Source organism: Brevundimonas sp. DW-iso22, assembly GCF_058725425.1.
Genome location: NZ_JBZXEB010000005.1, coordinates 282,213 through 296,697, shown reverse-complemented (window position 1 = coordinate 296,697; position 14,485 = coordinate 282,213). Strand labels below are relative to the sequence as shown.

The following is a 14,485-nucleotide window of genomic DNA, read 5'->3' as shown; positions in this document are numbered from 1 at the left end:
CACGCCGCCGTCCGATAGTCAGTATTGATCGACGATCAGGCTTCGGAGCCGAGACCGTCCTGCTGACCGGCACCGCCGGCGACCATGTCGCGGGCCTGCTCGAGAGCGGCTTCACGATCTTCGTCGTAGGCCGCCTTGATGACGTCCTCGCCCTTGGCCTGACGTTCGGCTTCTTCGGCCGAGCGTGCGATGTTGATCTTGATCGTGGCCGTGACCTCGGCGTGCAGGCGAACCAGCACTTCGTGGACGCCCAGGCTCTTGATCGGCACGTTCAGGACGACTTGGCTGCGCTCGATCTTGCCGCCGTCGGCCGTGACGGCCTCGACGATGTCGCGCGCGGCGACCGAACCGTACAGCTGACCGGTCTCACCCGCCTGGCGGATCATGACGTAGGTCTGGCCGTCGATCTTGGAACCGATCGAGCCGGCGTCGGCCTTGTTCTTCTCGTTGCGGGCCTCGATGGCGGCGCGGTCGAGTTCAAAAGCCTTCAGATTTGCGGACGTGGCCCGACGGGCCTTGTCGCGCGGCAGAAGGAAGTTACGGGCGAAGCCGTCCTTGACGGACACGACGTCGCCGATGGCGCCGAGGTTCTCGACGCGCTCAAGCAGAACGACCTTCATATCACTTCACCACATAGGGCAGGAGGGCCAGATAGCGGGCGCGCTTGATGGCCTTGGCCAGTTCGCGCTGCTTCTTCTGAGAGACGGCGGTGATGCGCGAGGGCACGATCTTGCCGCGTTCGGAGATGTAACGCTGCAGCAGCTTCACATCCTTGTAGTCGATCTTCGGCGCGCCTTCACCCGTGAACGGGCAAACCTTGCGGCGACGCGAGAAGGGACGGCGAGCAGGGCCGGAGCCGGCCGGCGCGCCCGGCGAGGGAGCAGTCGTATCGGTCATGTTCCGGAATCCTATTCTGCGGCTTCGGCGACGGGGGCGTCTTCACGCGGCGTGCGCTCACGCTCACGTTCACGCTCGCGCTCGCGGCGGGCCAGGAGGGGCGACAGTTCCAGGTCGAGTTCCTCGACGCGGACGGTCAGCCAGCGCAGCACGTCTTCGTTGATCGACAGCTGACGTTCCACCTCGGCGATGGCAGCCGGCGGGCAGTCGATGGCGAGCAGGGAATAGTGTGCCTTGCGGTTCTTCTTGACCCGATAGGTCAGGTTGCGCAGACCCCAGTATTCGATCTTGGCGACCGAGCCGCCACCGGCGACGATCAGATCCTTGATGGTGTCATTCAGCGCTTCGGCCTGTTGCGCGCTGATATCCTGGCGCGACATGACCGTGTGCTCGTAAAGAGCCATGCGGTAGTCTCCCTTGTAGGGCGTCGGCGCGAGGGGACCGGGTTAAAGTCCTCTCCCACGATGGATCCAGGCGTGGCGGCCGGAATGACTTCCCGAACCCTTTGGAACTCCACGCCAGGACCGAAGCCCTGGAAAGGGGGCGCGTATAGGGGAAAAGGCGGCTCTGGTAAAGCCGCGTCTACGCTAGCCCTGCGGGCGAACCACCATGCAGGTCACGCTACGGGCGGCGAGGGCCTCGCAGGCGGCTTGGGCGGTCTGTTCGGTCATGCCTGTGAAGCGCGAGCGGAACCAGCCTTCGGCGTCGACCACGGTGCGTTCGGCGGATGAGAACTGGCTGCGGAAGCGGCGCTGAACCTCGGTCAGCCAGTTGCTGGCCACGGTCTCGTCGCGGAAGGCCCCGACCTGAACGGCCCAGCCGTCTGAAGCACGGGCAGGGGAGGAGGTGCGTGTCGAGGCGCTGACACTGGCTGTGGCGGGCGACCGACCACCGTTAAGGATGGCGGTGACGTCTGCGGGCAGGTCGGCGGGAAGCTGGCCACTGCGCGTCGCGGGGCGAGCGGGTGTGCGAGGTTCGCTACGGACTTCTGCACGCGGTGCAGGCGCAGGAGTGGGCGTTCGGGCGAGCGCGGCATAGGCCGTGCCTTCGTCGCCATTGGCCTCGTTCAGGGCAGCCGCACCGCTGGATGTGATGGAGGCAAACTGGACGTCGTCGGCAGGCTGGGCGCTGATGCCAAAGCCGCGCTGTTCGAAGAAGGCCTGGGCGACCTGGATGGTCTGGCCACGGCCACGGGCCCGTTCCAGTTCGAAGCCGGTGTCCATCAGGGCGGCGACATGGGCATTGCGGCTGGCCGTCGAACGACCGCCCAGGACGATGGTGATCAGCCGCTTGTTGCCGCGCACCGCCGAGGCCGCGAGGTTGAAGCCGGAGGCGTTGGTATAGCCCGTCTTCATGCCGTCGTAGCCGTTGCCGGAGTGCAGCAGGCCATTGGTGTTGCGGTATTCACGACCATTATAGGCCCAGTCGTGCTGGCCCAGGTAGGTATAGTACTGCGGATAGTCGCGCATGATGGCGCGGGCCAGGATGGACAGGTCGCGGGCTGTCGTAACCTGTCGGCTGTCGGGCAGGCCATTGGGATTGTAGTAGCGGGTCTGGGTCATGCCCAGTTCCTGGGCCTTCTGCGTCATCCGGGCCGCGAAGCGGTCGTTGGACCCACCCACATGTTCGGCGATCACCATGGCCATGTCGTTGGCGCTGCGTACCGCCGTGGCGCGCATGGCGTTGTCCAGGGTGATGGTCTGGCCAGCGGCGAGGCCAAGCTTGGACGGCGGCTCCCTGGCGGCGCGGGGTGAGACGGTCAGCACGTCCGTGAGTTTGACCTCGCCTTTCGAAATCGCCTCGAAGGTCACATACAGGGTCATCATCTTGGTGATGGAGGCCGGGAATCGCCTGGCGTCGGCATGGCGGGCGAACAGGACCTCGCCTGTTTCGGCGTCGACGACGATGGCGGCATAGCGGGCGTTGTCGCCGGACTGTGCGACCGGTGGAGTGGCCGCAGGCGTCAGACTCAGACCCACGATCAGGGCCAGTGACAGAAGTCCGCGACGGATCAGGGCGATGGTCTGCAACGGAAGGCCTCACTCTTTGACTAGCGCGACGGCGGCCCCACCACACGACGCTGACGATAGGACTAACATGCGCTCCGTCCGTTTCGAGAGGGTAAACAAGGCGTCAACAGGATTGTGAAGTCCGACTGACAGTTTTGTGCAGCGCACAATACGCCTTGACGTTTGTTCGCACATGCACCATATCACCCTCGTCGCGGCGGAATCGCCTGCTGCGAGAAAATTCAGTCGCGGGATCACTGCGACACCTCAGTTCAGGAGATTGTACCATGGCTGACACCGGTGAAACCGTGAAGAAGACCGTCGACGCTGCCAAGGCCTCGACCGAAAAGGCCCAGGCCACGTTCCAGGCCAATGCCGAGCAAGCCCAGGCTGCCGGTGCCAAGGTGTTCCGTGAAGCTGCCGACAAGTCGGCCGCCAGCCTCGCCGAGCTGAACGCGCACGGCAAGCAGAACCTGGAAGCCATGGTCGCCTCGGCTACCGCCGCCCAGAAGGGCGTCGAGACCCTGTCGGCCCAATCGGTCGCCTTCACCAAGAAATCCTGGGAAGACGGCGTCGCCGCCGCTCAGTCGATGACCCAGGCCCGTTCGATCCAGGAACTGCTGGAACTGCAAACCAGCTGGGCCAAGTCGGCCACCGAGGCCTATCTGGCCGAAGTGACCAAGGCGACGGACATCATGACCGCCTCGGTCAAGGACAGCTTCAAGCCCATCAACGAGCGCGTCACCGCCTCGGTCGAAAAATTCCAGGCCGCTCGCTAAGCGCCTGACCAAGTTAGTAGCGTAACAGGAAGGCCCCCGGAGCGATCCGGGGGCCTTTTTACTGTTGAGGGCATGCACGGCGTTGTCCCTCCCACCTGGGGGGAGGGTGGCTGAGCGCAGCGAAGCCGGGTGGGAGGGCGCGGCGCCTCGAGCGGGAGGGACAGGCGTCTGCGCCTGCGCAAACAAAGAGGTGACTTGTCGCATCTTCAATTCAGGGCATCATTGCCTATCTGATCCATCGACCTTCCCAACTGGATTACGAATGCCCCCGTCACGCAAGACCGGTGATCAGGACCAGGGCTCCGGCTCTGCCACGATCACCGAGACCAGGCCGAAACTTCAGAAGCCCTCGCTCTATCGGGTGCTGATCCTGAACGACGACTACACCCCGATGGAATTCGTCATCTATGTGCTGGAACGGTTCTTCCAGAAGAGCCGCGAGGACGCGACCCGCATCATGCTGCATGTGCATCAGCATGGCGTCGGGGTCTGCGGCGTGTTCACCTATGAAGTCGCCGAGACCAAGGTGGCCCAGGTGATCGAAACCGCCAGACGTCACCAGCACCCGCTGCAATGCACGATGGAAAAAGACTGAGAGGATAAGCTCCCATGCCCTCATTTTCACGTCCTCTCGAAGAGACCCTGCACCGCGCGGTGCACTATGCGAACGAGCGCAAGCACGAATACGCCACGCTGGAACACCTGCTGCTGGCGCTGATCGATGACCCCGATGCGGCTGGCGTGATGACCGCCTGCAATGTCGAGCTGGTCAATCTGAAGACAGCGCTGACGCTGTATGTCGATACCGACCTGGCGGCCCTGGCCACCAGCGATGGTGAGGACGCCAAGCCGACGGCGGGGTTCCAGCGCGTGATCCAGCGCGCGGTGATCCACGTCCAGAGCTCGGGCCGCGAGGAGGTCACGGGCGCTAACGTGCTGGTCGCCATCTTCAGCGAGCGCGAGAGCCACGCCGCCTATTTCCTGCAGGAGCAGGACATGACCCGCTACGATGCGGTGAACTATATCGCGCACGGTATTGCCAAGAAGGGCGGGGGCGAGACCCGTCCGGCCAAGGCCGGTGCCGCCAGCCCCGAGGATGCCGAGGATGCCGCCGCCGCCAAGACGGGCGGAGAGGCGCTGGAGGCCTATTGCGTCGACCTCAACGAGAAGTCGCGCAAGGGCAAGATCGACCCCCTGATCGGCCGTCATGGCGAGGTCGAGCGGGCCATCCAGATCCTGTGCCGCCGGACCAAGAACAACCCCCTTCTGGTCGGTGAGCCGGGCGTGGGCAAGACCGCGATCGCCGAAGGTCTGGCGCGCAAGATCGTCAACCATGAGGTTCCGGAAGTGCTGGAAGGCGCGACCATCTATAGCCTCGACATGGGCGCGCTGTTGGCCGGCACCCGCTACCGCGGCGACTTCGAGGAGCGGCTGAAACAGGTCGTCAAGGAGCTGGAGAACCACGAGAACGCGATCCTGTTCATCGACGAAATCCACACGGTGATTGGCGCGGGCGCGACCTCGGGTGGGGCAATGGATGCGTCCAACCTGCTGAAGCCCGCCCTGGCGTCGGGCACCCTGCGCTGCATGGGATCGACGACCTACAAGGAATATCGCCAGCATTTCGAGAAGGACCGCGCCCTGGTGCGGCGCTTCCAGAAGATCGACGTCAACGAGCCGACGGTCGAGGACACGGTGAAGATCCTCAAGGGGCTGAAGAGCTCCTACGAGGGGCACCACAAGCTGCGCTATACGGACGCCGCCATTCGCACGGCGGTGGAACTGTCTGCCCGCTACATGACCGACCGCAAACTGCCGGACAAGGCGATCGACGTGATCGACGAGGCGGGGGCGTCGCAGATGCTGTTGCCCGAATCCAAGCGCAAGAAGGTCATCGGCCAGAAGGAGGTCGAGGCCGTCATCGCCAAGATGGCCCGCATCCCCGCCAAGTCGGTCAGCAAGTCCGATACCGAGGGCCTGCGCCAGCTGGAGACCGATCTGAACCGCGTGGTCTTCGGCCAGTCGGCGGCGATCGAACAGGTCTCTGCGGCCATGAAGCTGGCTCGCGCCGGTCTGCGCGATCCGCAGAAGCCGATCGGGGCCTTCCTGTTCAGCGGCCCCACGGGCGTGGGCAAGACCGAGGTGGCCAAGCAGTTGGCGTCCACCCTGGGCATCGAGATGCAGCGCTTCGACATGTCCGAATACATGGAGCGCCATACCGTCAGCCGCCTGATCGGGGCCCCTCCGGGCTATGTCGGGCATGACCAGGGCGGCCTGCTGACCGATGCGGTGGATCAGCATCCGCATTCGGTGGTCCTGCTGGACGAGATCGAGAAGGCCCACCCGGACGTCTACAACATCCTGCTGCAGGTGATGGACAACGTAATGCTGACCGATGCGGTCGGCAAGAAGGTCGATTTCAGGAACACCATCCTGATCATGACCACCAATGCCGGGGCCGCCGACAATGCCAGGGCCTCCATCGGCTTTGGCCGGGGCAAGGTCGAGGGCGAGGACGACAAGGCCATCCAGCGGCTGTTCGCGCCGGAGTTCCGCAACCGCCTGGACGCCATAGTGGCCTTCAAGGCGCTGGACGCCGAGACGATCAAGTCGGTGGTGACCAAGTTCATGATCCAGCTGGAGGTCCAGCTGGCGGATCGCAACATCACCATCGAACTGTCGGACGAAGCCAACGACTGGCTGGCCAAGAACGGCTTCGACGAACTGTATGGCGCACGTCCCCTGGCGCGGGTCATTCAGGAACACATCAAGAAGCCGCTGGCCGACGACATCCTGTTCGGACGCCTGACGCGCGGCGGCCATGTGAAGGTGGAGCTGAAGGACGGTAAGATCGCCTTCGACATCACCCCGACCAAAGGCGCGCCGGAAAAGGTGGCCGAGGACGCTGACGTCGTGGCGGACTGACGGTAATCTTCCCCTAACAGGGGAGGAATAATCCAAAGAAAAGGATGCCAAGGCGTGAGGAGGCGTGAGCCGTCGACAATGCGCAAGGTCATTCGGGCGCTTCTTGTCCTGTCGGCCTTCCTGCTAGCCGGACTGCTCATATATGGGGGCTGGCTAGCGTGGATCGTGTGGGATCAGTGCCTCAACGCACCTAGCTGCTAGCTAGTTTTGTCAAATATGCATATGCTAGAGAAAAAGGCCCGGGCATCGCTGCCCGGGCCTTTTGTCTGTGTGGACAGGCCTCGCCTTAGCGGCGGCGACCCAGGCCGCCCAGCAGCACGGCCAGACCGGCGACGATGCCGGTGGTCAGCAGGGGCTTGCGGCGGGCGAAGTCCAGACCCTGGCGGGCCTTGTCCTGATACTGGACCGGGGCCTTCTCGACCAAGCCGTCCAGGCCGTCGATGACGCGGCCATAAGCGTCCAGGGCCTTGCCCTTGACCTGGTCCAGCTTGCCTTCGGCCTGCAGACGATCGTTGCCGGTCAGGCCGCCGACGCCATCCTTGATACGGCCGCCGACAGTGTTGGCGGCGCCTTCGATACGTTGGTCGGTCATGGAGAAATCCTCTCGAATGAATGGGTGCCGGGGAGGCGTGCCGTCATAGCGCAGAGAGGGGCGGGGGGTTCCGTTTCGACCATGAAACCTTGGTAACGCCTTGGCCTAACCCACCTTCACCCGCGTCGCCGCCTCGGGCAGGTCTTCCCCGAAAGCCCGCTGGTAGAACTCCGCGATGGTCGGCCGTTCCAGTTCGTCGCACTTGTTCAGGAACGTCAGGCGGAAGCTGAGACCGACGTCGCCGTTGAAGATGATGGCGTTCTGGGCCCAGGTGATGACGGTGCGGGGGCTCATGACGGTGGAGATGTCGCCGTTCATGAAGGCGTTGCGGGTCATGTCGGCGACGCGGACCATGGCGGCAATCTTGCGCTTGCCCTCGGCGTCGGCCCATTCGGGGACCTTGGCGGCCACGATCTCGGCCTCCACGTCGTGGTCGAGGTAGTTCAGGGTGGTGACGATGTTCCAGCGGTCCATCTGGCCCTGATTGATCTGCTGGGTGCCGTGATAGAGGCCGGATGTGTCGCCCAGGCCGATGGTGTTGGTCGTGGCGAACAGGCGGAAGAAGGGGTTGGGCCGGATCACGCGGTTCTGGTCCAGCAGGGTCAGACGGCCCTGCGCCTCCAGCACGCGCTGGATCACGAACATCACATCGGGACGGCCGGCGTCGTATTCGTCGAACACCAGGGCGATCGGGCGCTGGATAGCCCAGGGGAGCATGCCCTCGCGGAACTCGGTGATCTGTTTGCCGTCCTTCAGGACGATGGCGTCCTTGCCGACCAGGTCGATCCGGCTGACGTGGCTGTCCAAATTCACGCGCACCAGTGGCCAGTTCAGGCGGGCCGCGACCTGTTCGATATGGGTCGACTTGCCGGTGCCGTGATAGCCCTGGACCATGACGCGGCGGTCGAAGCTGAAGCCCGCGCAGATGGCCAGGGTGGTCTGGGGGTCGAAGCGATAGCTGTCGTCGATTTCCGGCACATGGCTGTCGCGTTCGGCGAAGACCGGCACGGTCATGTCGCTGTCGACGCCGAAAATCTCGCGCACGGTGGCGCGGCGATGCGGCTCTAGGGTCAGGAGGGGGTCGGGCGTGGCGTCGAACAGGGTGGTCATGCGCCACCCTTAGAAAACCGGACGGGCCCGGTCCAGCGCCGCGTGTGCGCTACGGGCCAGGGTGACGTTGCGACGCGGTCGTTTCAGATAGAGGTGTGGCGGACGGCGCGCTTGCCTCGGGCCATGCGCACCAGCGCGGCGATATGCTTGACGAAGGCCGGGCCGCTGAAGACCTGCAGGTCGACGCCTGACAGGTCGCCGCCGCCCGAGTAATAGGGGCTCGATTTGCGGTTGGTTTTAGTTTCCAGCGTTTTCATGATTTCAGCGCTCCCCGCGCTTCGAACAATGATAGCGACGCTGTTCAGTTTTTGTTCCATGTGGCAAAATAAAAGGCGCGAAGGACAACAATCCTTCGCGCCATCGAAACTATTTATCCGAAGTAATGAATGCTGGTTTTATTCGGCGCTCAACGCCACATCCACATTGCCGCGCGTGGCATTGGAGTAGGGGCAGACCTGGTGGGCCTTCTGGATCAGGTCGTCGATGACCGCCTGGTCCAGGCCGTGGTCGGTGACCTTCAGGGCGATATCCAGGTTGAAGCCCTCGCCGCGCGTATTCTTGCCGAAACCGACAGTGGAATGGATTTTCGTGTCCGCACCGACGGGGGTGCCCGCCTTGCCGCTGACCAGACGCAGGGCACCCAGGTAACAGGCGGCATAGCCTGTGGCGAACAACTGCTCGGGATTGGTGCCGTCGCCGCCCTTGCCGCCCATTTCCGTCGGGGTGGACAGTTTCACATCGATCTTGCCGTCGTCGGTGGCCGAGCGACCGTCTTCGCGTCCGCCGCCCGAGGCGGTGGCGTGGGCCTTGTAGAGAACGTCCATGGGAGAGCTCCTGTGTTGGGGCTCCTTAGCTAGGCACGACCCGGCCCAATGCTAGGCCGCCAGCCCGGCCTTCTTCAGCGTCTTGTAGGCCTTGATGACGTTCTGGAGCTTGATCTCGGCACCACGGTCGCCCTGGTTCAGGTCGGGGTGGAAGCGTTTGAGCAGCTCGTGATAGCGGGCCTTGACCCCGGCCTTGTCGGTGCGGGCGTCCAGATCGAGGTCGGCCAAGGCGGCGCGTTCCAGCTTGCCCAGACGCAGGGTGTCCTCACCGGCGGGCGAGACCTGTTCCTGGGTGCGGCGACCGAACAGGCCGAAGCTGTCGCGCCAGGTGCCTGGATCGACCTTGGACTTGCCCCGCTTGGCCGCGTCGGCGGCGGCCTCGCGCGTATTGGCCCCGGCTTTCATCTCCCAGGTCGGGCGACCGCCGGTCATGGCCTCGTTTTCCTTGGCGGCGCGAATCTCGGCCTCGGACATGCCGGCGTAGAAATTCCAGCTCTTGTTATATTCGCCCGCGTGCTTCTGACAGAAGTCGTAGAAGTCGTTCAGCCGCTCGCGCGACTTGGGCGCACGGGCGGTTGCGGCCTGACGGCAGTCGGGCCAGTTGCAGGGTTTCTGGCCCGGCTTCAGATGCAGGACATCGGCCTTGGCCGCTTCCTCTTCGGGGCGGGGCGGCTTGATCCGCATGTCGGTGAAGCGGGGCTTGTATTGAAAGTCGTTCGGCATCGCACGAAGTGTAAGGCTGATTTGGACTTCAACAAGGACAAGACCATGCCAGATGGCCCGATTGCGACGATTATCCGCGAAAAACTGACCGCAGCCCTGTCGCCGACCCGTCTGGAGCTGGAAGACGACAGCGCGCGACACGCCGGACACCATCATGAAGGGGGGATGGACGCCCAGCCGGGCGGGGAGAGCCACTTCAATCTGACGGTGGTGTCGAGCGCCTTCGAGGGTCAGGCGCGGGTACAACGTCAGCGGACGATCAACACCCTGCTGCGGGATCAGTTGGCGGGGCCGGTCCATGCCCTTTCCATAAAGGCACTGACGCCCGCTGAAGAGGCCGACACCGGCCGATAGAGGATTTGCGCAGGCAGCGACCAGTCATATCACGCCGTTCACCCCGTCTTAGAAGGTTGTCCGTAGCCTGACATCTGGGGTTGAGCGGCTGCGGGACGGGTGATGGTTGAATCGGACGGGATCGGCAAGGCGCTGGCGGGTGAACAGCGCCCGGGCGAAGCTGCCCAAGCCCTGCGCGCGATCCTGCAAACTCAGTATCTGCGCTATCTGATCATTGCCAGCTGGGCCGTGGGCCTTCTGGCGACCGTGGGACCGGTAAATGCGTCGATATGGTTCGTCGGGACCGTTGCGGCAGGGGCTTTGCGTGGTCAGGTCGAGAAGGGCGTCAGTGCCCGTGTCGGCTCTGGCTGGGGCATGGTATTCCCGATCGTGGCCACCGCGACAACGGCGGCGTGGGCCGTCGCGCCTTTGCTGGCATGGTTCTCTGGCCATCCGTTCGGACACCCGCTGGCGATGGCGTTGCTGATATCCGGCTATGTCCTGGTTTTTGCGCAGCTGCGTAGTTCGCCGCGCCAGGCGGTTGTGATCTCCTCACCCTATGGTGCCGCAGCCTTGATCATTCTGGTGTCTCTGTGGGGGACGCCGCTATTCTGGTCATTCCTGGCGGTAGTGCCCTTTATCGCTGCGGGCCTTTTCGTGCTGGTGACCATGACGATGCTACGCGAAGACCGGATCACGGCCTTTCAGGAGCATCAGGCTCATCTTATCGCGGAATTAGAGGCTGCACGCGACAGGGCCAATGCGGCCAGCGATGCCAAGTCCAACTTTCTTGGGGTCATTTCGCATGAGCTGCGTACCCCCATGAATGGCGTGCTTGGGGCCGCACAGCTGCTGGCATCGACGCGGCTGGAAGCCAGTCAGCGCGAGTATCTGTCGATCATCCGCAATTCCGGAGACAATCTTCTAAGCCTGCTGAACGACATCTTGGACATGACCAAGATCGAGGCGGGTCGAATGACCTTCGAGGTCGTCGACATCGTCAGCGACGATCTGCACAAGCGCGCGGCAGGTCCTTTCCAGGCCCAGGCTGAAGCCAAGGGGCTGACCTTCGTGTCGCGCTTCGAGGGCGAAGTGCCGTCCATAGTGCGCGGGGACCCGCTTCGTGTGTGTCAGGTTCTGCACAATCTTCTGTCCAACGCCGTCAAATTCACCGACGCGGGCGAGATTCGCTATGTCGTTAAAGGAACACGTCTGGCGGATGACCGGGTCCGGTTCGACTTCGCCGTCACGGATTCAGGGGCCGGGATTGCTCCCGACGATCTGGAGCGGCTGTTCCAGCCGTTTACCCAGGTCGATGCCTCTTCGACGCGCCGATTTGGCGGAACAGGCCTGGGCCTGACCATCGCGCGGCGCATGGCCAACATCATGCACGGCGATATCCTTGTGGAATCTACCGTGGGCCAAGGCTCGACCTTCACATTTTCGGTCGAGGCCGAGGTGGTGGAATGGACAAGCCAGGCCGCAGCCGAACCCATCCACGCCGACATCGATGACGGGCGGGCGCTGCACGTCCTGATCGTCGAGGACCATCCCGTCAACCGCATGATTCTGGAAGCGTGGATGGGGTCGGCGGGGCATGCGTCCTCGACCGCCGAAAACGGCCAGGTCGCGGTGGATGTCGCGTCTGGACAGCGCTTTGACCTGATCGTCATGGACGTCAACATGCCGGTGATGGACGGATTGGCGGCGACACGTGCGATTCGCGCCGTTGCAGGTCTGAACGCGGAAACCCCCATTGTAGTGCTGTCTGCTTCTGCCCGGCGCGAGGACCACGAGGCGGGACTGGAGGCCGGGGCTGACGCCTATCTGAACAAGCCGATCGATTTTGCAGCACTGGCGCGGGTCATGAACCGCGTTGGAGGTGGTCGTGCAGGCGTTCGCAGCCTGGTAGAAAGCGGAGAGACCTCCGCCGCCGCATGAACGAAAGGTGAGCAAGACTGTTCAGACCTGCCTCAGAGGCGCTCCGGCATCGTGGGTTCAAGTCGAAATGGTTCGACCGCCTAAGGAGCCCACCATGAACAAGATCCTCACCGCTACGCTGGCTGCCGTGATCGCCGGCTCGACCATGGGCGTCGCCACCGCCGCCGATGCACAGTCCCGCAACGATCGTCAGGATCGCCGCGAACAGCGCGACGACCGCCGCGACAACCGCGAAGACCGTCGTGAATTCCGTCAGGACCAACGCGAGGACCGGCGCGAATATCGTCAGGATCAGCGCCAGTATGCCCGCTGGCAGCAGTCGCAACGCCGCTATAATGCGTCGCGCTATGTCGCCCCGCGCGGCTATGCGGTTCGTCAGTGGTCCTATGGCCAGCGCATGCCGGTCCAGTATCGCGACAGCCGCTACGTCGTCAGCGACTACGGCCGCTATGGCCTGCGTCAGCCGCCCCGTGGCTACCACTACGTCCGCAGCGGCAATGACGTCGTTCTGACTGCCGTTGCGACGGGTCTGATCACGGCCGTGATCGCGGGGCTGTTCAACTAAGCCAGGTCCAAAACCGAGACTGCGCCCCGGAAGGAGACTTCCGGGGCGTTTTCGCGTTTGGTGGTCATCTGCCGCCGAACGGGACCGCATGCGCGCCTTTGCCGAACTTCTGGACCGTCTGTCGTTGACGGCGTCGCGCAATGCCAAGCTGGTGCTGGTGCGCGACTATCTGAGGGTCACGCCCGACCCCGACCGGGGCTGGGCGCTGGCGGCGCTGACGGGCGACCTGACGTTCGATGCGGCCAAGCCGGCGATGATCAGGAAGGCGACGGAAGCGCGGGTCGATCCGGTGCTGTTCGGCTGGTCCTATGACTATGTCGGCGACCTGGCCGAGACGGTGGCGCTGATCTGGCCGGTCGATCCCGCACACCGGCCCAATCGCGAGCCGGAACTGTCGGAGGTGGTGGAGGCGTTGCGTCAGGCGTCGCGGGCCGAGGTCCGACCCCTGCTGGAGGGCTGGCTGGACGCGCTGGGGCCCAAGGCGCGGTGGGCGCTGCTGAAGCTGATGACCGGCGCTTTGAGGGTGGGACTGTCGGCACGGCTGGCCAAGACGGCGGCGGCAATGGTGCGACCGGCCGCGGTGGCCGAACCGCCCGATCCGGAGGGCGGGGAAGGGACTGTGTCGCTGGAGCCGGTCACGGCCTCTGACATCGAGGAAATCTGGCATGCGCTGACGCCGCCCTATGAGGACCTGTTCGCCTGGCTGGAGGGGCGCAGCGAGCGGCCCAGCGGCGATGCGCCGGGGCGGTTCCGGCCCGTGATGCTGTCGGTCGCGATCGACGAGGCGGTGGATTTCGCACGGCTGGATCCCGCCGACTATGTTGCCGAATGGAAATGGGACGGCATCCGCGTTCAGGCCGTGCGCGAACAAGGGGTGCAGAAGCTGTATTCCCGGACGGGCGACGAGATATCGGCGGCCTTTCCCGATGTCATGGCCGGGTTGTCCTTCGAGGGGGCGATCGACGGCGAGCTGGTCGTCTGGCGTGACGGTCAGGTTGCGGCGTTTGGCGACCTGCAGCAGCGGCTCAACCGCAAGACGGCGGATGCGGCCATGCTCGAGAAGTATCCCGCCGCCATCGTGGCCTATGACCTGCTGGCCGAGGAGGGGGAGGACCTACGAGGCCTGACGCTGGCCGCGCGGCGACCCCGGCTGGAAGCCTTGGTGGCGCGCAACGGGGCGGGGACGCTGCACCTGTCTCCGCTGGTGGAGTTCGACGACTGGGAGGAGCTGGTGCCGCTGCGGCTCGATCCGCCGGTCGGGGCGGCGGCTGAGGGGCTGATGCTCAAACGCAAGGATAGCGTCTATGTCGGCGGAAGACCCAAGGGGCCGTGGTTCAAATGGAAGCGCGATCCGCATGTGATCGACGCAGTGCTGATGTACGCCCAGCGCGGGCACGGCAAGCGCTCCAGCTTCTATTCCGACTATACCTTCGGCGTCTGGACCGAGGAGGGGACGCTGACCCCGGTCGGCAAGGCTTACTTCGGCTTTACGGACGAAGAGTTGAAGCAGATCGACAAGTTCGTGCGCGACAACACGGTCGATCGGTTCGGCCCGGTCCGGTCTGTGAAGGCCGAGCCGGATTTCGGTCTGGTGCTGGAGATTGCCTTTGAGGGGCTGAACCGGTCGACGCGGCACAAGTCGGGCGTGGCCATGCGGTTTCCCCGCGTCAGCCGCATCCGCTGGGACAAGCCGGCGCGCGAGGCGAACACGCAAGGCGATGTGATGCACCTGCTGGAATCGCTGGAACGTAGCGGTGGAAGACTGGTCCGGTAACCAACTTGCTTAG

At 64.2% G+C, this 14,485-nt stretch carries 16 protein-coding genes; 7 read left to right on the top strand and 9 right to left on the bottom strand.

Going from position 1 to position 14,485, the window contains the following annotated elements:
- Positions 1–35 precede the first annotated feature (35 nt).
- From rplI to AC4PRM_RS10190, 4 genes are all read right to left on the bottom strand, one after another.
- A complete protein-coding gene (gene rplI, locus AC4PRM_RS10205) occupies positions 36–620 on the bottom strand; it encodes a 50S ribosomal protein L9 (RefSeq protein WP_492039757.1) in 585 nt (194 codons plus the stop codon).
- A 1-nt stretch (position 621) separates the two neighbouring features.
- A complete protein-coding gene (gene rpsR / locus AC4PRM_RS10200) occupies positions 622–897 on the bottom strand; it encodes a 30S ribosomal protein S18 (RefSeq protein WP_373258368.1) in 276 nt (91 codons plus the stop codon).
- 11 nt (positions 898–908) lie between these two features.
- Complete coding sequence (gene rpsF, locus AC4PRM_RS10195; RefSeq protein ID WP_373258369.1) at positions 909–1,301, bottom strand: 30S ribosomal protein S6; 393 nt, start codon at positions 1,299–1,301, stop codon at positions 909–911.
- A 183-nt stretch (positions 1,302–1,484) separates the two neighbouring features.
- Positions 1,485–2,927 (bottom strand): D-alanyl-D-alanine carboxypeptidase family protein, encoded by a 1,443-nt coding sequence (locus AC4PRM_RS10190; protein WP_492039756.1) that lies wholly within the window; start codon positions 2,925–2,927, stop codon positions 1,485–1,487.
- 266 nt (positions 2,928–3,193) lie between these two features.
- Here AC4PRM_RS10190 and AC4PRM_RS10185 point away from each other — a divergent pair, with 266 nt between their 5' ends.
- The 3 genes from AC4PRM_RS10185 to clpA all read left to right on the top strand — a co-directional run bounded on the left by AC4PRM_RS10185 (position 3,194) and on the right by clpA (position 6,610).
- Complete coding sequence (locus AC4PRM_RS10185; protein ID WP_373258371.1) at positions 3,194–3,685, top strand: phasin family protein; 492 nt, start codon at positions 3,194–3,196, stop codon at positions 3,683–3,685.
- A gap of 262 nt (positions 3,686–3,947) precedes the next feature.
- Positions 3,948–4,280, top strand: coding sequence for an ATP-dependent Clp protease adapter ClpS (gene clpS, locus AC4PRM_RS10180; RefSeq protein WP_373258372.1), 333 nt, complete (start codon positions 3,948–3,950; stop codon positions 4,278–4,280).
- A gap of 14 nt (positions 4,281–4,294) precedes the next feature.
- Entirely contained in the window at positions 4,295–6,610 is a 2,316-nt protein-coding gene (gene clpA, locus AC4PRM_RS10175; RefSeq protein WP_492039755.1) for an ATP-dependent Clp protease ATP-binding subunit ClpA, read from the top strand.
- A gap of 286 nt (positions 6,611–6,896) precedes the next feature.
- Here clpA and AC4PRM_RS10170 read toward each other — a convergent pair whose 3' ends face one another.
- The 5 genes from AC4PRM_RS10170 to AC4PRM_RS10150 all read right to left on the bottom strand — a co-directional run bounded on the left by AC4PRM_RS10170 (position 6,897) and on the right by AC4PRM_RS10150 (position 9,859).
- The gene (locus AC4PRM_RS10170; RefSeq protein WP_373258374.1) at positions 6,897–7,202 is read right to left on the bottom strand and encodes a CsbD family protein; all 306 of its coding nucleotides are present in this window, start codon (positions 7,200–7,202) and stop codon (positions 6,897–6,899) included.
- 105 nt (positions 7,203–7,307) lie between these two features.
- Entirely contained in the window at positions 7,308–8,312 is a 1,005-nt protein-coding gene (cobS, locus tag AC4PRM_RS10165; protein ID WP_373258375.1) for a cobaltochelatase subunit CobS, read from the bottom strand.
- Positions 8,313–8,395: 83 nt separating this feature from the next.
- A complete protein-coding gene (locus AC4PRM_RS10160) occupies positions 8,396–8,569 on the bottom strand; it encodes a hypothetical protein (RefSeq protein ID WP_492039754.1) in 174 nt (57 codons plus the stop codon).
- A 138-nt stretch (positions 8,570–8,707) separates the two neighbouring features.
- On the bottom strand, positions 8,708–9,136 hold the full coding sequence (locus AC4PRM_RS10155) for an organic hydroperoxide resistance protein (protein ID WP_492039753.1): 429 nt from the start codon (positions 9,134–9,136) through the stop codon (positions 8,708–8,710).
- 51 nt (positions 9,137–9,187) lie between these two features.
- Positions 9,188–9,859, bottom strand: a complete 672-nt coding sequence (locus AC4PRM_RS10150) for a J domain-containing protein (protein ID WP_492039752.1) — start codon at positions 9,857–9,859, stop codon at positions 9,188–9,190.
- A 45-nt stretch (positions 9,860–9,904) separates the two neighbouring features.
- Between AC4PRM_RS10150 and AC4PRM_RS10145 the strand changes: the two genes are divergently transcribed.
- The 4 genes from AC4PRM_RS10145 (at position 9,905) to AC4PRM_RS10130 (ending at position 14,472) form a co-directional block, all read left to right on the top strand.
- The gene (locus tag AC4PRM_RS10145) at positions 9,905–10,213 is read left to right on the top strand and encodes a BolA family protein (protein ID WP_373258379.1); all 309 of its coding nucleotides are present in this window, start codon (positions 9,905–9,907) and stop codon (positions 10,211–10,213) included.
- A gap of 102 nt (positions 10,214–10,315) precedes the next feature.
- Positions 10,316–12,133, top strand: coding sequence for an ATP-binding protein (locus AC4PRM_RS10140; protein ID WP_492039751.1), 1,818 nt, complete (start codon positions 10,316–10,318; stop codon positions 12,131–12,133).
- Between the two features lie 94 nt (positions 12,134–12,227).
- Positions 12,228–12,698: an RcnB family protein gene (locus tag AC4PRM_RS10135; protein ID WP_492039750.1), complete on the top strand. Its 471-nt coding sequence runs from the start codon at positions 12,228–12,230 to the stop codon at positions 12,696–12,698.
- An 88-nt stretch (positions 12,699–12,786) separates the two neighbouring features.
- Entirely contained in the window at positions 12,787–14,472 is a 1,686-nt protein-coding gene (locus AC4PRM_RS10130; RefSeq protein ID WP_492039749.1) for a cisplatin damage response ATP-dependent DNA ligase, read from the top strand.
- Positions 14,473–14,485: the final 13 nt, after the last annotated feature.